Source organism: Enterococcus sp. DIV0086, from assembly GCF_050498705.1.
Classification (GTDB): domain Bacteria; phylum Bacillota; class Bacilli; order Lactobacillales; family Enterococcaceae; genus Enterococcus; species Enterococcus faecalis.
Genome location: NZ_JBNIDN010000003.1, coordinates 26750 through 47462, shown reverse-complemented (window position 1 = coordinate 47462; position 20713 = coordinate 26750). Strand labels below are relative to the sequence as shown.

At 34.8% G+C, this 20713-nt stretch carries 20 protein-coding genes and 1 pseudogene; all 21 read left to right on the top strand.

Features of this window, described 5'->3' with window-relative positions; all coding sequences use genetic code 11:
• Positions 1-129 precede the first annotated feature (129 nt).
• Entirely contained in the window at positions 130-1986 is a 1857-nt protein-coding gene (locus IGI63_RS16230) for a beta-glucoside-specific PTS transporter subunit IIABC (protein WP_429976333.1), read from the top strand.
• 18 nt (positions 1987-2004) lie between these two features.
• A complete protein-coding gene (locus tag IGI63_RS16225; RefSeq protein WP_429976367.1) occupies positions 2005-3471 on the top strand; it encodes a 6-phospho-beta-glucosidase in 1467 nt (488 codons plus the stop codon).
• A gap of 309 nt (positions 3472-3780) precedes the next feature.
• The gene (locus tag IGI63_RS16220) at positions 3781-4662 is read left to right on the top strand and encodes a LysR family transcriptional regulator (RefSeq protein WP_429976332.1); all 882 of its coding nucleotides are present in this window, start codon (positions 3781-3783) and stop codon (positions 4660-4662) included.
• Between the two features lie 95 nt (positions 4663-4757).
• On the top strand, positions 4758-5270 hold the full coding sequence (locus IGI63_RS16215; protein ID WP_429976331.1) for a flavodoxin: 513 nt from the start codon (positions 4758-4760) through the stop codon (positions 5268-5270).
• Positions 5271-5301: 31 nt separating this feature from the next.
• Positions 5302-5715, top strand: coding sequence for a cupin domain-containing protein (locus IGI63_RS16210; RefSeq protein WP_429976330.1), 414 nt, complete (start codon positions 5302-5304; stop codon positions 5713-5715).
• Positions 5716-5729: 14 nt separating this feature from the next.
• Positions 5730-6041 carry a carboxymuconolactone decarboxylase family protein gene (locus IGI63_RS16205; protein ID WP_185420948.1) on the top strand — a complete coding sequence of 104 codons (312 nt, stop codon included), beginning with the start codon at positions 5730-5732 and terminating at the stop codon, positions 6039-6041.
• 27 nt (positions 6042-6068) lie between these two features.
• Entirely contained in the window at positions 6069-6704 is a 636-nt protein-coding gene (locus IGI63_RS16200) for an NAD(P)H-binding protein (protein WP_429976329.1), read from the top strand.
• A gap of 9 nt (positions 6705-6713) precedes the next feature.
• Complete coding sequence (locus IGI63_RS16195; RefSeq protein WP_429976328.1) at positions 6714-7880, top strand: MFS transporter; 1167 nt, start codon at positions 6714-6716, stop codon at positions 7878-7880.
• Between the two features lie 5 nt (positions 7881-7885).
• Positions 7886-8596: a dihydrofolate reductase family protein gene (locus IGI63_RS16190; RefSeq protein ID WP_429976327.1), complete on the top strand. Its 711-nt coding sequence runs from the start codon at positions 7886-7888 to the stop codon at positions 8594-8596.
• A gap of 399 nt (positions 8597-8995) precedes the next feature.
• On the top strand, positions 8996-9460 hold the full coding sequence (locus IGI63_RS16185; protein ID WP_429976326.1) for a hypothetical protein: 465 nt from the start codon (positions 8996-8998) through the stop codon (positions 9458-9460).
• Positions 9461-9474: 14 nt separating this feature from the next.
• The gene (locus IGI63_RS16180) at positions 9475-9864 is read left to right on the top strand and encodes a sigma-70 family RNA polymerase sigma factor (protein WP_185420938.1); all 390 of its coding nucleotides are present in this window, start codon (positions 9475-9477) and stop codon (positions 9862-9864) included.
• A 75-nt stretch (positions 9865-9939) separates the two neighbouring features.
• A complete protein-coding gene (locus tag IGI63_RS16175) occupies positions 9940-10149 on the top strand; it encodes a helix-turn-helix domain-containing protein (RefSeq protein WP_429976325.1) in 210 nt (69 codons plus the stop codon).
• 372 nt (positions 10150-10521) lie between these two features.
• Complete coding sequence (locus IGI63_RS16170) at positions 10522-10884, top strand: DUF771 domain-containing protein (RefSeq protein WP_429976366.1); 363 nt, start codon at positions 10522-10524, stop codon at positions 10882-10884.
• 58 nt (positions 10885-10942) lie between these two features.
• Positions 10943-12091: a tyrosine-type recombinase/integrase gene (locus tag IGI63_RS16165; RefSeq protein WP_429976324.1), complete on the top strand. Its 1149-nt coding sequence runs from the start codon at positions 10943-10945 to the stop codon at positions 12089-12091.
• A 449-nt stretch (positions 12092-12540) separates the two neighbouring features.
• Positions 12541-15766 (top strand): annotated as a pseudogene (gene ecbA / locus IGI63_RS16160) (MSCRAMM family collagen-binding adhesin EcbA).
• A gap of 103 nt (positions 15767-15869) precedes the next feature.
• Positions 15870-16196 carry a YdcP family protein gene (locus IGI63_RS16155; protein ID WP_429976323.1) on the top strand — a complete coding sequence of 109 codons (327 nt, stop codon included), beginning with the start codon at positions 15870-15872 and terminating at the stop codon, positions 16194-16196.
• A gap of 2 nt (positions 16197-16198) precedes the next feature.
• A complete protein-coding gene (locus IGI63_RS16150) occupies positions 16199-16573 on the top strand; it encodes a YdcP family protein (RefSeq protein ID WP_002408641.1) in 375 nt (124 codons plus the stop codon).
• Positions 16573-17928 (top strand): FtsK/SpoIIIE domain-containing protein, encoded by a 1356-nt coding sequence (locus tag IGI63_RS16145; protein WP_429976322.1) that lies wholly within the window; start codon positions 16573-16575, stop codon positions 17926-17928. The genes IGI63_RS16150 and IGI63_RS16145 overlap by 1 nt, the downstream gene beginning before the upstream one ends.
• An 11-nt stretch (positions 17929-17939) precedes the next feature.
• Positions 17940-18944: a DNA cytosine methyltransferase gene (locus IGI63_RS16140; protein WP_002408639.1), complete on the top strand. Its 1005-nt coding sequence runs from the start codon at positions 17940-17942 to the stop codon at positions 18942-18944.
• Positions 18945-18960: 16 nt separating this feature from the next.
• Positions 18961-19281 carry a hypothetical protein gene (locus IGI63_RS16135; protein ID WP_002408638.1) on the top strand — a complete coding sequence of 107 codons (321 nt, stop codon included), beginning with the start codon at positions 18961-18963 and terminating at the stop codon, positions 19279-19281.
• A 238-nt stretch (positions 19282-19519) separates the two neighbouring features.
• The gene (mobT, locus tag IGI63_RS16130; RefSeq protein ID WP_025188438.1) at positions 19520-20701 is read left to right on the top strand and encodes a MobT family relaxase; all 1182 of its coding nucleotides are present in this window, start codon (positions 19520-19522) and stop codon (positions 20699-20701) included.
• The last annotated feature ends 12 nt before the right edge of the window (positions 20702-20713 follow it).

Genomic DNA, 20713 nt, shown 5'->3' with positions numbered 1-20713 from the left:
AAAAATTGATGAATTAATAGAAAACAGAGAAACTATGGACCAATTTTTATCCAAAACATTGAAAGCGGATGCAATTGCCGTTATATTTGTTGAACAAAGCGCGCGGCGATATTGAAAGGAGAAATAACTATGAGTAATAAGTATAACAATTTAGCACATAGTATTGTAAAACTTGTAGGTGGGAAAGAAAACGTTAAAAACTTAATTCATTGTCAAACTCGTTTACGTTTTGATTTAAAGGATGAATCAAAAGTTGATATGGATAACTTGAAGCAAATTGATGGTGTGGCAGGTGTTATCAATAGTGGCGGTCAATTCCAAGTAGTTATTGGTACTCATGTATCAGAAGTTTACGACGAAGTATTACCGTTGCTAGGCGATATTGACACATCAGTCGAATCTGGAGACGGACAAAAGAAAAATTTCTTGACTTTAGCGATTGAATTTATTTCCACATCTTTCAGTCCAATTATTCCAGCGATGAGTGGTGCTGGGATGATCAAAGCTCTCTTAGCATTGTTGGTTTTGTTAAATTTAGTGTCAAATGAAAGCCAAACATATTACATTGTCAATTTTATGGCGGATGCAGTTTTCTATTTCTTGCCATTTTTCTTAGCTAATACTGCAGCTCGTAAATTAAAATGTAACCCATTTTTAGCAATGGCTTTAGCAGGCGTCTTGTTTCATCCAAATTTTGCGGCACTGATTGCAGCAGGTGAACCTGTAAACTTGTTTGCAATGCCCGTTCGATTGGTAGGGTATGGAGCAAGTGTTATTCCAATAATGCTAATTGTTATTTGCCAGTCATTTATTGAGAAATTTTTCAATAAAATTATACCAAATGCAGTAAAAATCGTATTTGTTCCAATGTTGACTATTTTGATTACAGGAATCATCGCATTAGTTGCTGTTGGACCTTTAGGTTCTTATGTTGGTGAATTTATTGCCGCTGGTTTTAACGGAATTAGAGCGGTTGCTCCTTGGGCACCAGCCGTCATCGTGGGAACATTGTTGCCAATCATGGTAATGTTCGGTATTCATACAAGTATCGGACCTTTAGATGTTTTACAATTGACTTCTGTTGGCTATGCAAATATTTTTGGACCAGGAGCGATGGTGTCAAATATCGCAACAGGCGTGGCTGCATTAGTAGCAAGTACACGCACAAAAGATCAGAAAGAAAAGCAAGTGGCTACTTCTGGTGGAATTACTGCCTTGATGGGAATTACAGAACCAGCACTATACGGGGTTGCATTACCAAAAAAATATCCGTTGATTGCTACTATGATTGGTGGAGGATTAGGCGGACTTTATGCAGGTCTTAGTGGTGCTTCTCGGTTTGCTACAGGATCATCTGGGTTACCAGCAATTCCTCTTTATATTGGAGAGGACATTTCGAATTTGGTAAATATCTTAATCGCTATTGTGATCACAATGATCACCACCGCAGTAGCGACATATCTCCTTAGTATTCGTTTTGAGAAGAATGAAGAGTCTAATGAAAAAGCATCTGCACCAGCCATCGCAGTAGATTCGATAGTGATTCATAGTCCAATTACTGGAAAAATGTTAGATCTATCAGAAGTGAAAGATGAGGCATTTTCTTCTGGAATGTTAGGAAAAGGTGTCGCGTTCGAACCCAGCGAAGGAAAAGTGGTTGCTCCATTTGATGGGACAGTTGCTACGCTATTTCCAACGAAGCATGCGATTGGTTTGGTTTGTGAAAATGGTGTTGAACTATTAATTCACGTGGGTCTTGATACAGTTAATTTGAACGGAAAATATTTTGAGGCTCATGTGCAACAAGGAGATAAAGTCGTTCAAGGACAAACTCTAATTACCTTTGATTTAAACAAATTGAAAGAAGAAGGTTATGTGACGCAAATTCCAGTTGTTGTGACAAATACAGCAAGTTACAAGGAAATAAATTATGATGTCTTTGGAGCGAAGAATAATGACAATGCAATGTTAACAATACAAGTTTAAGTTAGGAGAGTATAAATGATGACATTACCAGAAAATTTCTTATGGGGCGGCGCGACCGCTGCCAATCAAGTGGAAGGCGGTGTCCTTGAAGGGGGACGTGGTCTAGCCAATATTGATATGATGCCTTGCGGATCAGATCGCAAGAAAGTGGCGGCAGGAACGATGAAAATGCTCGAGTGGGATGATAATTACTATTATCCTGCGAAAGAAGCGATTGACATGTATCATCGCTACATGGAAGACATTAAACTATTTGCCAAAATGGGCTTTAAAGTCTATCGTATGTCATTATCATGGTCACGAATCTTTCCAAATGGTGATGACGCGGAACCAAATGAAGAAGGCTTGCTTTTTTACGAGAATATTTTTAACGAACTTCATAAATATGGAATCGAACCATTAGTTACTATCGCTCACTTTGATGTTCCATTAAATCTCATCAAAAAGTATGGTTCTTGGAGAAATCGCAAATTGATAGATTTCTATGCCCAGTATGCTCGTACAGTGTTAACCCGATACAAAGGATTAGTAAAATACTGGTTGACGATTAACGAAATTAATATTCTTTTACATCAACCATTTGTAGGTGGAGGAATTGTTTTTGAGGAAGGAGAAAATCAAGAAGAAGTTAAATATCAAGCTGCACATCATCAACTAGTTGCAAGTGCTTTAGCAACAAAAATTGCTCATGAACTTGATCAAGAAAATAAAGTTGGTTGTATGTTAGCTGGAGGAAACAACTATCCTTACACGTGCCGGCCTGAAGATTATCAAGAAGCAATCAACCGTGATCGCGAAGGCTATTTCTTTATTGATGTACAAGCTAGAGGAAAATATCCAAACTATGCTTTAAAGAAATTTGAGCGTGAGAATCTGCATATTATTATTGAACCTGAAGACGTCAAAATTTTAGCTTCAGCTCCTGTCGATTTTGTGTCGTTTTCTTATTATTCATCACGAACAGTTAGCGCGCATTCTGAAGATTATGAACACACAACGGGAAACATTTTTGGAACCATAAAAAATCCTAATTTGCCATCAACAGAATGGGGGTGGCAGATTGATCCACTGGGGTTAAGAAACTCATTAAATCAAATGTATGATCGTTATCAAAAACCGTTATTTATTGTTGAAAATGGCCTAGGCGCAGTAGATGTTCCTGATGAAAATGGGTTTATTGATGATGAATATCGTATTGATTATATTCGCAAACATATACAAGCGTTTAAAGATGCGGTAGAAATTGATGGTATTGAATTACTCGGCTATACCACCTGGGGTTGTGTTGATTTGATTGCTGCAAGTACTGGTCAAATGAGTAAACGTTATGGATTTATTCACGTCGACCGCGATGATGAAGGGAATGGAACAATGAAGCGAACTAAGAAAAAATCCTTCTATTGGTACAAACAAGTAATTGAATCTAACGGAGAAAATCTGACAAGTGACAATATTTCCACTTCAATTGATACAACTGTAAAATAGTATAAAATTGCACTTCTATGAATGGACAATTTGTAGAAGTGCTTTTAAATATTTGAGGAAATTTTTAATAAAATCGCTTCTCTAGTTTATTTTTGTAAATTTAGTTTTCAAAATTTTAGTATTTGTCTGATATGACCAGCATAAAAAAAGGACGAGTTTTATTCTGAATACCGGTTATAATAAGAGAAATTAGAAATTTTTTCCACTAAAAAAATAATTGTTAATCTTTAAGTGTTTTGAACGAAAAATATTAAAAGGGGTATTGCTTAGAAAAATCTGGTATAGTAAAAAGAAAAAGCGAGGTTTGATATGGAAATTAGACTTTTACGTTATTTTTGGACGGTTGCACAAGAAGGAAATATTTCAAGAGCGGCTAAGTTATTGGACATAACCCAACCTACTTTGAGTCGTCAAATACGGGATTTAGAAGAGCAGGTTGGTGTTCCCCTTTTTCATAGAGAAAAAAACCATCTTTATCTATTACCTGATGGTATTTTTCTAAAAGAACGAGCAGAAGAATTAATTCAATTAAGCGACAAATTGGAACGCACTTTTATTGAAAGAAAAAAATCTCAATTGGAAGGAGTTATCACAATTGGATGTGTTGAAGCTGATAATTCTGATACTGTGGCAATGATGCTTGAGGAGATGGTAAGTGACTATCCGAATGTCACGTTTAATTTGGTAACAGGCACTAGTGAAGATATTAGTGATCGGCTTGAAAAGGGATTGTTGGATTTAGCTGTTTTGCTTGAGCCAGTAAAATTAGAAAATGTAAATATATTAAAATTACCAAGGGAAGAAAAATGGGGGTTCTTGGTTTCTAAGGAATTATTTATTTCAAGGAAAAGCAGTATTATTCGAGAAGATATTAAAGGATTACCAATTTTATGTTCTAATAGAGAAGAAGTTCAAAAAATGCTGGCTTCTTGGGCAGATACGCCTTTTAATCAATTAAATATTGTTGGAAACTTCAATCTATTGTTCAACGTTTTCTCTTTAGTTGAAAATAAAGTAGGTGTTGCTCTGACTATTGAAGGAGCTGTTGCAAAGAGAAACTTAGAAAGCACAGAGTTTATTCCAATGAAACCAGAAGTGAAAACAAACTGCATGTTAGTTTGGAAAGATCGCATTCAAACACCTGTTGTTCAAGAATTATTACTCCGTTTCAAACATGCTTTTAAAGCATAGCGGTATATAAAAAAAGCATTAGACGAAGAATAAAACGAGTAGTACGATTAACATAGTTATCGTACTACTCGTTTTATTTATAGGGAGGAATTAGTGTGACTGCGGTAGTCGTTTTCTTTTCTCGAAACGGAGAAAATTTTATTAACGGTAAAAAGCAAGAAATCTCAGTTGGTAATACAGAAGTAGTAGCCAGAAAAATAGCTGATCAATTAAATATTGATCTCATTAAATTGGAAGAAATAGAAACATACTCATTCAACTATGATGAAACTGTTAATCGTGCAGAAAAGGAAAAATTAAATGGTAAAAAAGTTGCTTATCAATCGGTTAAATTTAATCGTGAGAAGATTGACACGCTCTTTCTTGGTTATCCAAATTGGTGGGGAAGCTATCCAAGGGTTATCGCAACCTTTTTAGATGAAATTGATACAATTGATCTTACTATTTTTCCATTTTGCACTCATGAAGGAAGTGCAATGGGTAGCAGTTTAGAAGAATTAAAAAAGCAATGTCCAAATGCAATGATAAAATGCGGATTACCAATTCGAGGTTCTCGCGTAGAACGTTCAGATGTAGCAATTACAAATTGGTTACTTGCTTACGAGTAAAACTAAAATAATAGTATTGGAGGAATTTAGAATGGCAAAACATGAAGAAGTACAAAACGGGGTAATCTTTCCAATTGGAGAAAAAAATGATGCTTATGCACAGTATTTTATAGGACAAAGTTATTTGCAAGGATTAATCTCAGATCCTGAGATTAATGTTGGTGTATCGAACGTAACCTTCGAGCCTGGTTGTCGGAATAATTGGCATATCCATCATGAGGGATTTCAATTACTTTTAGTAACTGGAGGAGAAGGCTGGTATCAAGAAGAAGGTAAGCAAGCGCAATATTTAAAAGCGGGAGATGTTATTGTTACGCATGATGGTGTGAAGCATTGGCACGGTGCAACAAAGGATAGCTGGTTTGAACACATTGCTATCACTGCTGGAACCCCTGAATGGTTAGAATCAGTAAATGATGAATGGTACAACAAATTAGAAAAATAAAAGGAGGAACTATAATGAAAAAACAAACAGCCGGCAGAGAACAACTAGGAGAATTTGCCCCACAATTTGCAGCATTAAACGATGATGTTTTGTTTGGTGAAGTGTGGGCTAGAGAAAATGAGTTGTCAGCTCATGACAGAAGTATGGTTACCTGTTCTGCCCTTTTAGCAATGGGTGCCCCACAACTTGAGGCTCATTTAAAAATCGCCAAAACAAATGGAGTGACAAAAGCTGAAATCGTAGAGCTGATTACGCATTTAGCATTTTATACAGGGTGGCCAAAAGCTTGGAGTGCTTTTTCTATAGCAAAAAAAATTTTTGACTAAAGATTTTACGAAGAAAGAAGAATAGTAATGAAAAATATATTAATACTAGGAGCAAATGGTCAAATTGCGAAGTTGGTCATACAAAGACTTTTACAAGAAACAGATGATCAATTAACACTTTACCTTAGAAATAGTTCAAGATTAAGAGAAATGGAATCAGATAGAGTCTCGGTTGTAGAAGGAGATGTCAACGACTATTCAAAACTTAGTAATGAGATAAAAGATAAGGATATTGTTTATGCTAATTTAGGTGGAGAATTTGAACCAATGGCTAAAAACATTGTCAAAGCAATGAATCAAAATAACATATCTCGCCTCATATATGTAACAGGACTTGGTTTGTATCATGAAGTACCAGGTGAATTTGGACAATGGGTTGAAGAATCAATTGGTTCAGAAGTGATGAATGATACGCGTAGGGCAGCAGAGGTAATAGAGAATTCGGATGTCAACTATACAATCGTAAGAGCAGCATATATGGATAATAATCCAGAGGTTGATTATGAATTAACAGAAAAAGGAGAACCATATAAGGGAACAATTATTTCAAGAGCAAGTATTGCTGATTTAATCGTAAAAATCATCAAAAATGATGAAGAACATAGCTATTCCAGTTTGGGAATTTCTAAACCTGGTACCGATGGCAATCGTCCGATGTTTTAAGGAGGGACTATGAATAAATTAACGAGGATATCTTTACTGTCCGTTTCACTTTTAGTCGTTTCCGCAGGAGCAATAGCTGGAAATATTCCAGCTATTGCTCAAACCTATCCAACGATCAATGAAATGCTCATAGAACTATTAACCACTTTGCCTTCATTATTTATCATTTTAACCATTTTAATCAGTCCTAAAATTGGTAGAAAAATTGGTTATAAACGAACAGTACAACTTGGCATTAGTATTGTTTTAGTTGCAGGACTTATTCCAATTTTTGTAAAATCCTTTTCAATCCTTTTTTTTAGCAGAATTCTTTTTGGTGTAGGAGTAGGTTTGTTTAACCCCTTGCTGTATGCAATAGCATCCAATTTATATTCAGGAAGTAAATTAGCGACGGTCATTGGAATGCAAAGTGCTTTTGAAGGTGTTGGAGGCATGTTAATCACTTTCCTTGTGGGACAATTATTGATAGTTAATTGGCGTTTTTCTTTTAGTGTCTATTTAATAGCGTTACCAATTCTAATTGTTTTCAGTCTATTTGTACCTGAAACGAAAGTAATTCCTTTAAAAAAAAGGGAAGAACAAAAAGAGAGGACAATTGATGGTGCGTTCATTAAATATCTTGTTTTGGTTTTTGTCACGGTCACTGTTTATATGTCTGTTGCAGTAAAGGTGACGTCGTTACTTTATTTTAAAGGAATCGGTGATGCGACTGATGGAAGCAATTTATTGGCGTTAGTTGGATTTGGTGCAATGACTGCGGGTATGTTTTTTGGGAAAACAGTTAGACTCTTAAAGAAATGGACGATTTTTGTTTCATTTATTTGTATGAGTACAGCAATGTTACTTCTAGCAATTGCACCAAATATGCTAATAGCGTCAATTGCTGTTGTAATTTGTGGTCTATCTTTTCGGACATTTATTCCTTATGTCTTCAACGAGATTAACCAGAGCAGTAAAAATGCAGAAGCGAATACCTCAAAGTTGCTAATCTTTTTTAATATTGGTACTGCGTTTACCCCTATAACAATTTCATTACTACAAAAAGCTTTTCCTTTTTTAAATCAATCCGGGCTTTTCTATGGAGAAGCCTTGTTGATGTTGGTATTAGCTCTCTTATTACCGATAGTAGAAAAAAGTTTTTTGAATACAAAAGAGTTTTCAAAGAAAGGAAGATAACTAGTATGACAAGACCATATATTGTGTGCCACATGCTCACATCAATCAATGGAAAAATCAGCGGAGATTATATGAGTTCGAAGTATGCTAAAAGTGGAAGTAAAGCATATGAAACAATAAATGAGAGCTATCATAGTCAAGCTTGGCTATGTGGTAGAGTCACAATGGAAGAAAATTTCACGAATTTCCAAAAACCAGTGATAAAGGATGATTATAAAATTTATCCAAGAGAAGATTTTGTCGCCGTGTCTGATGCAGAAATGTATATTGTTTCTGCGGACCCGTCAGGTAAAGTTGGATGGGAAAGTAATTCAATTAATTATTCGGATCGACCAAATGCACACATTATTGAAATTTTGACGAATAAAGCTAGTGATGGCTATGTAGCATTCTTAAGAGATAAAAATATATCATATATTTTTGCCGGTGAAGAAAGAATTAACTGTACACTTGCTTCTGAAAAATTGTATGAACTATTTGCGATTAAAACACTCATGGTTTCTGGTGGTGGTGTAATTAATTGTTCCTTTTTAGATGAAGGAATTATTGATGAGGTGAGCATAGTAATGGTACCTGTCACGGATGGGAAAAGAGAGACAAATACTATTTTTGAAAATGCTAACGAAGAAAAAACAATGACACCAATCGGGTTCAATTTAGAAAAAGTTGAAATTATTGAAAAAGACACGTTGTGGTTGACTTATCTTGCTATCTAAATTTTTCGCAATAAGTAGCTATATAAAGTGGTCATTAGTTAATCTAGTCATTTAAGTTTTACCAGTGAAAAAATTTATTTTAAAGAAATTCTTTCAATAAGAGTGGATTGTAGTACGATTATTGATATTCTTTTACTTCTATTATCTCTATTATCAGTTGATGGAAATGGTAACATTAGCTGTGTAGCTCTGATAGAGAAAAATTTTAGCCAAATTTAAATCATAATTTTTTTGTCAAACTTTAAAGTGTGAAAAGTCTAATGTCTTTTTGCACTTTTTTTATAGAATTATGAATCAAAGAAAAATTTTTAAGCAAAAATAGCCAAATTGAAAAATTATTAATAGTTTAAGGTTTCAAAAAAGAGGATCCCACCTATTTATCATGTAGGAGGGATATTTATGTCAGATATTCAAAAAGAAAAGCAATTGATCTACGACCTGTTACGAAAACTTATTGATGAAAGAAGAGAGCTAAACAAGCAATATGAGGAACTAAAGCAACGCTTAGATAACTTAAACTCTATGGAGCAGGTATCTGCTGAAATATTGTCTGGAAATAAAAAAAATATTTCAGTATTAGAAAAAGAAAAAACACTGAGTAAAGACTACCTATTTAGAAAAAATAAAACGCAACATTATGTTTCCTTTGATCGTGTATCTAAAAATATTTTGTCTATTTTAAAGCAAAGCCCAGTACCATTGAGTAATCAGCAATTGTTAAAAAAAATAAATACAGAATATGAACTATGTATTTCCTACAAGAACTTAACTTGTAACATTTTACCTAAAATGCTAAAAGAGCGCTCTTTGCCGATTGAGCGTGCCTATCGTGGTTACTGGCAATATCACCTGCCAAAATTGTAGGAGGCGTTTGATAAATGAAAACAGAAATGGACGTTACTTATATTTTTATTCGTTATATTACTGTTACTTTACAACGTCAAGCAAATGCCTTTTATAATAAGCAAGGAAAGATATTTTCTCACGAATCTCAAGAACTGACAGAGTTTAATCAAAGAGAACAAACGGAAAGGCTCAATGAAAAGGTATTTACTCCAGAAGAAATTTTTGAAATGAATTTTGAAAATGAACAGCTTCGTTTAAGTCTTTCATGTCTAACTAATGACGAATTCTTTATTCTTAGTGAGAAGTATTCAAAAAAACTTTCAGATGCAGAAATTGGAAAGAAACTTCATTTAAGTAGCCAAATGATTTCTAAAAAAAAGCGCAAAGCTTTTGCCAAGTTAAAAGAATACTTTCTATTTTAGAGTTAGTTGCTCGAAATAAATCGCCACCTGAAAAAAGTTTAAAATCATAAATTTGATGATTAAGGTGGAGATATTATGGCAGTTAACTTAGTACCTCTTCTTCAAAAAGCAAAAAATGGAGATGAAGAGGCATTGCTCAAATTATTCCTTTCTTTTGAGCCGTCAATTATTAATCATTCGCGACGATACTCAAAGCAAGTGAATAAGGATTGTTACCAAGAACTAGCCGCTCAATTTATTGTGGCGGTGCAGACATTTGATATTGATAAATATTTAAAAGAATAAACAAGAAGGCAGATGTTTTGAAATTTTAAAGTTTCAAAATATCTGTCTTTGTCTATTTATCTAGTGAAGGCAAAAATAATGCCAACCGTTCCTTGAAAATTGAATAATGAACTTTTAAATTACGTTTTCTGTTGCCAGAGCTACAGCATAGCTACGCCAAGACTTTAGTGAGCGATCTATCGTTAATGCAGAATTTGATTTAGGCAATCAAGTTGCAATGACGGTGGCAGAATATAATGATACTTCCGCAAGGCTCCCGTAGACTGAGGAGAGGTGAAATTCCTATGTGCTTTACCTAAAGCGATTTAAAAGTGGTTAGAAAATGAAACAGTTATATAAGAAAAGTAAGTATAGATAGGTTAAAAATTGGAGGTGACAAATTTGGAACAAATCATTGAGTATCAGGCACGTATCGTATTGCCCGAAAATTTTGTTCTAATCCAAAAAGATGAATATAAAGCTTTAAAGGGATTAGGGTTTAAAGGAAACTGCGTTTCTGTAGAGGATTTTAGAAAGAAGCATACTTGCCTTAGTAGACCCATGTTTAATGAGCTAATTCTTTTAAATCCAAAATTCAAAAAGACATTAGATATTAAAGAGAACCCTAATGGATGTGTCGCATATCCTAAAGGTGGTAACTCAGGAAAATATTATATACTAGAAAGCAAATTATTAACTTTTATTGAAGAGAATTTTCCAGAAATTTTTACTAATTTTGAAAAAAATGAGGTATAATAATATTGACCATATATATAGCTGTTTAAACACTCATCTGGAAAGAGATGGTGTTTGAATGGGTGTTAGCAAGCGTGGTACAAAATGGCGTGCCTTTATAAGTGTAAAAAAAGAAACTGGAGGGTATGAAAATAAAGCATTAGGTAGCTTTTCAACTAAGTTTGAAGCCGTGAAAGCAGTAGAATATGCACAATCAATCTCTTCAAAGGATAGACAAATGGCTTTTGCTGTTCCTTTTTATGAATACTTTGAATGGTTTTTTCAGAAATATAAAAAGGAATCTAGCTCAAGAAAGACCCAAGGACATTATCAAGATAGCAAGAGATATATTAAAAATTATCTTGGAGAACTCTCATTATCTGATTTAACTAATGATAGGTACGTGGATTTATTAAATAGGTTCTCAAGAGATTATGCACCAGCTACGCTTGAAAAGTTTCACACTCACATGCGTGCATGTGTAAAACAAGCGTTTGCTCTAGGTCATATCTCTGTTGAGTTTACTTCTGGAAGCTCTTTAAGAGGGCTAGGAGATAAGACAAAGGAGAAACCAGTCTATCAAAAATATATTGATGATGCTCAGTATAAAAAAGTTGTGCAATATGTGGTGCAACATAGAAATAAGGATTCTTCTATCTACTATGCAATAATCTTTGCTTTGTTAACAGGATGTCGTTTTTCTGAAATTGTTGGACTTACCATTGATGATCTGAATTTTGAGCAGGGTTTTATAGACATCAACAAGACCTATGACTACATTGAACCTCCTTCAAATTCGACTGATTGGCTTCCTTGTAAAAATGCCAATAGTTATCGAAAAGTAGAAATGTCACAGAATTTGGCTGAGCTTGTTAGAGAGTTATGGCAGTATCAATCAAAAAGATGCCAAGCTAGGAATATTCCCAATCCTCGTAAACAAGTTTTCTTTGATTGGCAAGATGGGATATGTAATAACCGTAAAGCCAATATTGAGATTAAGAAAATTCTTGTTGAGTGTGGCATAATAGATAAGCCAAAATTTTCTATACACTGCTGTCGACATACATTTGTTTCCTTCTTAATTTATCAAGGATATGCTGTAGAAGAAGTGGCTTTAATTGTTGGAGACATGCCAGAAGAAATTAGAAAAACATATTATCATGTTTTTCAAGAATATGATGCAAGAACTAGGTCTAAAACTCGTGGTTTGATGAACTCACTTTTTTAAGTCGTTATTCAATAATGAAAAAGCTGGGTGCGAAAATGGTGCGAGTAATTGAAATATATTTAAAGGTATTTTTAGGGGAACCGCTAAATAAAAGAGATTTGAAAACTATTTAATGGTATTTTTTATCCTGTGGCTCTGGCCGCCGGTATACTAAAGACTGTTAAATCATTGATTTAACAGTCTTTTTTCGTTATAGTGGTGCGAAAATGGTGCGAATGAAATTTTTTATATTTTTTCTTGTAAAAAAAGTAGTTATTTAATTAGATAAAGGGCTTTTAATAGTTATTGAATATGGTCACTATTATTTTACTAGAAAATATAAAATAACTTAGTTAAAAGTAATTAACAAATGAAGATTTAAATATATCAATATATAATCAAATAAGAAATTAAGACGTTCAAAATTTGAGCGTCTTTTTTTATATTCAACATACGAGAGGAGGAAAAAGATGAGAAGACCAAAAATAAAAAATAGTAAATTACTAGCTACTTTAGTATTGCTATTCCAAACTGTAAATACAGGTATAACACCACTTGTTGCTCATGCGGAAGAAAGAGATTATCCTGAAGAAGTAACAATTGAGTATGATGCTAATAATATTTACAATGTTTCGGGGGTATATAATAATGGAAAAGTTTTTAATACGCATACAGCCCCTACCTATGCTAATTATAAAGGGAAGAAGCAACCTGTTTTCTGCATTGAGCCAGAAGTGAATATTATTAATCCAATCAATCCAGGTTATGAAAAAAATCCTTTACCCGATATGCCAGACCGCGCAAAATTAGTTTCCATTTTATGGAAAAAGGTTGGTCAAGATCCTGATACCCAAGCCGTTGCACAAAAAATCATTTGGCAAGCAGCCAATGGTTATACCATTCATACCATGACTCGTCCAGATGGAAGTACAGTAGATATTCCAAGCATTGAAGCAAAAATCAATAAAGTTGTCCAAGACTATCAAAAGAAACCCAGCTTTGATGGAACGACAACCAAACTAAACTTAGGAAAATCGACTGTTTTTAACAGATACGAATCAATTAAACTTGTCAGAATTTGATAAAGTGGTCGAAAATACTGCGAACATTGACTATCATGTGAATGGTAACCAATTAACTTTGAGTACGAATGAACAGTCAAAATCGGGTGTACTCACATTAGAAAAGTCAGAAGGAACAGGAACACCAGTTGCTTATAAAAAAGCAGGTGTACAAACCGTGATGGCAGGTGCCATTGATAAACCAACGACTTATACAGTCAAACTGGACATAGAAACAAAAGGCAAATTAAAAATTACAAAAATAGATAAAGAGTCAGGTCAAAAATTACCAGGAACAGTCTTTCATTTAGATTTTGGCGGAAAGTTTCCGACACAAGAAGTGACAACAGGAAATGATGGAACTAGCCTAATTGAAGGGATTCCTCATAATACCAAAGTGACTATCACTGAAAAATCTGTTCCAGCGCCCTATACGATTGACCCAACGCCGCTTTCTGCCACCATCAAAGCAGGTGAAACGATTGAAAAAGTGTCCAAAAATCTTCGAGAAAAAGGACAGATTGTTTTAGATAAAAAAGGTGTTGAAACAGGAACCACCCTTTGGAACGAACATTACTCATTAGCGGGTAATCAGTTTGAAATAAGTAAAGAGACTCCAGATGGACCGATTGTTCAAACGATAACTACGGATGCAAAAGGACATGCAGAAACGTCAAAAGATGTTTTGAAAGCATTAGAATTAGGAACCTATTATGTAACTGAGAGCAAAACTAGTGCAGGGTTTGTAAATACGTTTAAACCAGTCAAAGTGGTCTTAGCTTATCAAAATCAAACCGTGCCTATTTCAGTAGAATATGTAAAAGGAACCAACCAAGAAATTACAGGACAAACTACTTTAACCAAAGAAGACAAAGATACAGGAGCGGATACGCAAGGAAATGCTACGTTTAAAGGGGCACAATATACTTTATTCTATGGAGAAACCAATCAAAATCATGCCAAAGATACACCTGTAAAATGGCAAGATGAAAGTCATCCAGAAGTTATAAAAGGAGAGAAAGCTTCTGAACAAGAAGTAACGTTAACCGTTGATAAAGAAAATCAAGTGGGGGTGAAACACTTAGCCATTTCCAACTATTATTGGAAAGAAACCAAAGCACCTATTGGTTATACCTTAGACCAAACAAAATACCCAGTAGACATTGCCAAAGTAGATGATCATCAAGAAAATGCCGTGATTACACAAAACGTAACTGCCAAAGAACAAGTGATTCGTTTTGGTTTTGATTTTTTCAAATTTGCGAATTCAGCTTCTGGTTCAACTAGTAGTGGTTTCAATGATTTAACCTTTAAATTAACTCCGATTAAACCAACGTTACCCATTACAGGTGCAGAAGATGAAACAACAACTGGCTTTAACGAAGTGTTAGGTTTTGATGGCTATGGCAAGTTTGAAAATATTCCTTTTGGCGATTACCGTTTTGAAGAAGTAAAAGCACCAACTGGTTTTCAAAAGATTCAACCATTAGTAATTCATTCTACCTTCCAAGAAAATACTACGAATTATGAAGCTAGTCAGTACATTTTTACTATTACCGAAGAAGGTCAGAAAGATCCTATTAAAATAGTCAAAGTACCCTATAAAGAATTAACGAATCAAGCTTTTTCCGTTCACTTAAACCGACTTATGCTTTATGACAAACCAGAAACAGAAAATCGCCTTTCTTCTTTAGCTACTTGGCAATCAGGAGAGAAAAATTTAGAAACAATGAAAAATCCAACGATAGTGGATCGTTTAAGTTATAACTTGAATACGGTCAAAAAAGATTGGTATGTTGTCACAAAAATTGTAGATGTTGTAGCAACGAAAAAAGCCCAAGAAAAAGATAAACAGGCGAAACCAATCATTGTTAAGGAAGATAAAACAACTCTAGCAAATGAGCAAAAAGCAGGAACTTGGGAAATGAAATATTCATTAACGACAGAACAAGTAGCCGGTAAAACGTTGGTTTTGTTTAATGAAGTGTACGAAAATCAAGCAGTTTATGACAAAGGAGCAAAACCAATCGCTATTGATGATGATTTGAATAACCAAGCACAAATTGTGAAAGCAAAAACTAAACAACAGGTAACTATTCAAACTAAAGCACATGGAGCAGATGGTCGTAATACCTTTACTTATGGCGATATTTTGGCGATGTATGATGATGTAAAAATTACCCATGATCTTTTAGATGGAGCCAAAGAAGCATTTGTAACAAAACTCTATGCGTTACTTCCTAATGGTACCAATCAACTCATCTGGTCTTCTGGAAAAATTGATTATGTAGTGGATGATGCCATGTTTACTAAAACAATTTTGACAGAAAAAATTGATACGAGTCGTTATCCTAAAGGGACTCGTTTTACGTTTACAGAAACCAATTATGATAAAAACGGTAAAGTAAATGGCGAACACAACAAAGATTTAAAAGAACAAACACAAACTTTAATGCCAAAAGAAAAACAAAAACCTGTCGTTCCGCAAGAATCGAAACCAACGATTTCTGTACCAAATCAAAGGAAAGCATCGTTCCCAAATACTGGGGAAAAACGTTCTTCTGCATTATTGGTAATTGGTTTTACTTTGATGTTTGCTGTTGCAGGCTATTATGTTTGGCGCCATCGTGACTAATGGATGAATGAAAAACAGAATCATGGTTTACAGCGCGCACGTTATCCACCAGTTTTGCTGGAAATAACGTGCTTATTTTAATAAAAAGAAAAGAGGAAAAAAGATGGAATTAAAATTTGTCGTACCGAATATGGAGAAAACCTTTGGTCACTTGACCTATGCCGGAGAAGGAGAAGTTCTAACTGAAGGAAGTGGCAGAAATCGGGTAGTTATTGGTCGCAGTTATCACCTATATTCGGATATCCAACGAGCAGATGATATTGAAATTATTGTAGCACCAGAAGCAGGTGAAAAGATTTTTAAGGCTGGGGAATTAGTCAAAGTAGTGAATCCAAAGATTCAAGTAGAAGGCTATCAAATTGATAACCGTGGCTATACGAATTATCTTTTGATGGTTGATGATTTAGTGAAAGTAAATGGAGGAATGTAAATATGAGATTAGCTGAAGGAATGATTATTAACCAAGAAAAAACATTTGGGACATTAAAGTTTTCTGCATTACGTCGAGAAGTTCGGAAACAAAACGAAGATGGTACGGTTAGTACAGAAATCAAAGAACGAACCTATAATTTAAAATCCAGTATGCAAGGACGAATGATCCAAGTTAGTATTCCCGCGGAAGTTCCCTTAAGAGAATTTCCTTATGATGCGGAAGTTGAACTGGTACAACCAACTGTAGATACTGTGGCTAACTATGTCTTCCGAGAAGGAACGACTGTTAGCTGGTTCATTAAAGCGGAAGATTTAATTTTGAAAAAGAATAGCACTGTTTCACAACAACAAGAAAAGCCTATTGCTAAGAAATAATGAGGTTTCAACGTAGAAAAGGCAAAAAGATTTATCCAAGAGATACGCAGTTAATTTATCGTTTTGTCTTTAGTGTAAATATGACGATTTTGTTTGTTATAGTAGGCTTTTTTCACTGGCAACAACTTTACAATATGACGAATACAATTATTCAAAACCAACCTTTAGATAGACAGCTAGGTACATTTCACTGGCTGTCTCTTTTTGTTTCATTGTTTATTCAAGGGATAGTAATGATTTTGTATTTAAAGGGTTTCCCAAATCATTGGCAAAGTTTGAAACATCGTCAGAAATTGGCGCGAATGCTCATGGAGAATCATTGGTATGAAGTTACGCAAGTACAAAATACTCACTTTTTTAAAGATTTTAATCCACGTTCAACAGAAAGAATAACTTATTTTCCTAAAGCTTTTTATCGACAGAGTAATGGGTTGATTCATATTTTAGTTGAAATTTCTCTAGGAAAATACCAAGAACCACTATTGAATCTTGAAAAGAAATTAGAAAGTGGGCTTTATTGTGAGTTGACAGAGAAAGAGCTAAAAGACTCATATGTAGAATACACGTTGCTTTACGACATGATTGCCAACCGAATTTCTAGTGAGGAGATGTATTCAGAAAAAGGTTCTTTAAAGTTAATGAAAAATTTGAATTGGTCCTATGATACCTTACCACATTTGTTAATTGCAGGTGGAACAGGTAGTGGGAAAACCTATTTTATTTTAACGCTGATTGAAGCTTTAGTAAAAGCCCAAGCCACTGTATTTGTCTTGGATCCTAAAAATGCGGATTTAGCTGACTTACAAACCGTGATGCCGAATGTCTCTTCTTCTAAAGAAGATATTTCTCAATGTGTGGAAGATTTTTATAGTCAAATGATGCGGCGTAGCAAAGACATGAAGCAGATACCCAACTATAAAACAGGAGAAAACTATGCTTATTTAGACTTGGCTCCTAACTTTTTAATTTTTGATGAGTATGTAGCCTTTATGGAAATGTTAACGCCAAAAGAAAGTGCCAATATTCTAAATAAATTGAAACAAATTGTCATGCTAGGACGTCAAGCTGGTTTCTTTTTAATTTTGGCTTGTCAACGTCCCGATGCAAAGTATTTAGGTGATGGCATTCGAGACCAATTTAATTTGCGTGTGGCGTTGGGAAGAATGAGTGATTTAGGCTATTCCATGATGTTTGGTGAAACCAATAAACAATTTTTCTTAAAGAAAATCAAAGGCCGTGGCTATATTGATACAGGAACCAACGTCATTAGTGAATTTTATACACCAATTGTACCAAAAGGGCATGATTTTTTAGTTGAAATTCAAACAATTATTGAAAAAAATAACCATCAATAAAGGAGGAGCTTGTGGAATTTTTAGATTTATTTGCTGGTATTGGTGGCTTTCGATTAGGAATGGAAATGGCAGGTCACCATTGTATTGGCTTTTGTGAAATTGATAAATATGCCAGAAAGAGTTATCAAGCGATACATCAGACGAAAGGAGAAATAGAATTACATGACATTACTAGTGTCTCAAACGAATTTATTCGATCTATCGGACATACCGACATTCTCTGTGGCGGATTTCCGTGCCAAGCTTTTTCAATTGCGGGAAAAAGACAAGGTTTCGCAGATACTCGAGGAACTCTCTTCTTTGAAATTGCTCGCTTCACCGCTATTCTCAGACCTCGGTTTTTATTCCTTGAAAATGTCAAAGGATTGCTCAACCACGAAAGAGGGGCTACGTTCGAGACGATTCTCCGAACGCTGGATGAACTTGGGTATGATGTGGAATGGGCGTGTCTTAACTCTAAAGCCTATGTACCACAAAATCGAGAGCGAGTATTCATTATTGGACATTCTCGAGCAGAACGTACCCCACAAATATTTCCTCTCACCAGAGAAGACAAGCCAGTTATTCATCCGAAGAAAGGAATAATTGTTGTAGGAAAATTACCAGAAAAATACCAACAAAGCAGTCGCGTTTTCTCAACGGATAGTCTTTCACCAACGTTAACTACAAAGGTAGAATCGCCAAAAATATTAGTTCGAAAGCCCAATCAACAGGTCGAACGTGTCTACCCAGGAGATAGCGTCAATTTGTCCTATCCCAATTCTCAAACGCGGCGAGGCCGAGTAGGTAAACAAGTGGCGCATACCTTATTAACGAGCGACAATCAAGCAGTGATTACTGATCATTATCAAATCAGAAAGTTAACGCCAAGAGAATGCTGGCGTCTACAAGGTTTCCCAGATTGGACCTTTGAACGAGCAGCCAAAGTCAATTCAGAAACACAATTATACAAACAAGCCGGAAACTCTGTCACCGTTCCGGTTATTTTTGATATTGTCAGACAATTAAAGGATTGAAAGAAAGGTGAATTCAATGGATTACGATGCGCTGATCGGTGAATTATACGATATTTGTCATGAATATGAAAATCATGTGACGAGAGAAGATGAAAAAGAATTACTTTATCTTCAACAGTTGTATGCCTTAAATTTTGAGGTACGTAAAAATGGAGTGAAAGGATTGGGAGAGCCAGAAGTACAAGACGTGGATGACGATGCACGCATTGAATTTCAATCTATTTTAGCGACTCTTTCTCGACTTTCAGATTGTTCGCCTTTTCCAAATGTCAGTCTTCATTTAGATGGTTTAAGAGAACAACTTCAAAAGGAAGGAATTGATGGATTAAAACCATGATAGGCAATCATTGTGGAGGGCTTTGCCTCAAGCAAACTGCCCTTCACAATGATTTGTCCTGTTCATGATTGGACGAAGTCCAATCATGAGGCACAAGCCCCCTTTATCTAACAGGGGGGTAGAAAAACACAAACAAATGTGTAAATAGGATAAACAAATATTGTATTATCAACATTTATATCAAGTATACAAAGTGTGAACAAAGACTTTTTGGTTCACAGATTTGGAGGAAATGCGTTTGGCACAAAAATTTAATTTTGAACAATTGAAACAGAAGAGAATAGACTATGGGCTATCACAAAATAAGTTAGCTTTAGCTTGTGGCATTTCTCGAGAATATTTCAATAAAATTGAAACTGGATTAATAGAACCCTCTCAATCATTGAGAGAAGAAATTTTTCAACATTTAGAAAGCTTTAATCCAGAACTACCATTAACCTTGTTGTTTGATTATATCCGGATTCGTTTTCCAACGACTAATGTTAAGAAAATAGTGGAGACAATTTTACGTTTGCGTTTTGATTATATGATTCATGAAGATTATGCGTTTTATTCTTATCAAGAACAGTATGCGATGGGAGATATTATTGTGATGGTTTCCCAAGAGAAAGAAAAAGGTGTTTTGCTTGAACTAAAAGGGCGTGGTTGTCGTCAATATGAAACGTTTCTCTTAGCCCAACAACGAACGTGGCATGATTTTTTCTGCGATTGTTTGGCAGTCGGTGCAGTAATTAAGCGCTTGGATTTAGCCATTAATGATCGAACGGGAATTTTAGCTATTCCTGAATTAACGAAGAAATGTAAAAACGAAGAATGTATTTCTTTATTTCGTAGTTTTAAAAGCTATCGTTCTGGTGAATTATTGAGGAATAATGAAAAAGTTGGTATGGGCAACACCTTGTACATTGGTAGTTTAAAAAGTGAGGTATATTTTTGTTTGTATGAAAAAGATTACGAACAATACGTGAAATTAGGAATTCCACTAGAAGAAGCAGAAACAAAAAATCGTTTTGAAATTCGCTTGAAAAATGAACGTGCGTATTTAGCATTAATGGACTTTGTGAAAAATAAAAACATTGAAAAAACGGCTTTTTCCATTATTAACCATTATTTACGCTTTGCGGATAATGATGGAAGTAAGCAACGATCGAAGTGGCCAACCAATGAGAGGTGGCTCTGGTTTATTGGGAAAAATCGCCAAGAACTACGGTTAACGACAGAACCGCAACCTTATACCATTGAACGAACTTTAAACTGGCTAGCCCATCAAGTAGCTCCTACCTTAAAAATGGCGATGAAATTAGACCAGCTTCAGCAGACTAATCATGTGAGCAAAATGATTGCAGAAGCAGAATTAACCGAAAAACATCAAAAGATTTTGGTACAACAAAGTCACAAACTTAATGAACTAATTTTATAAGGAAAAGAGGAA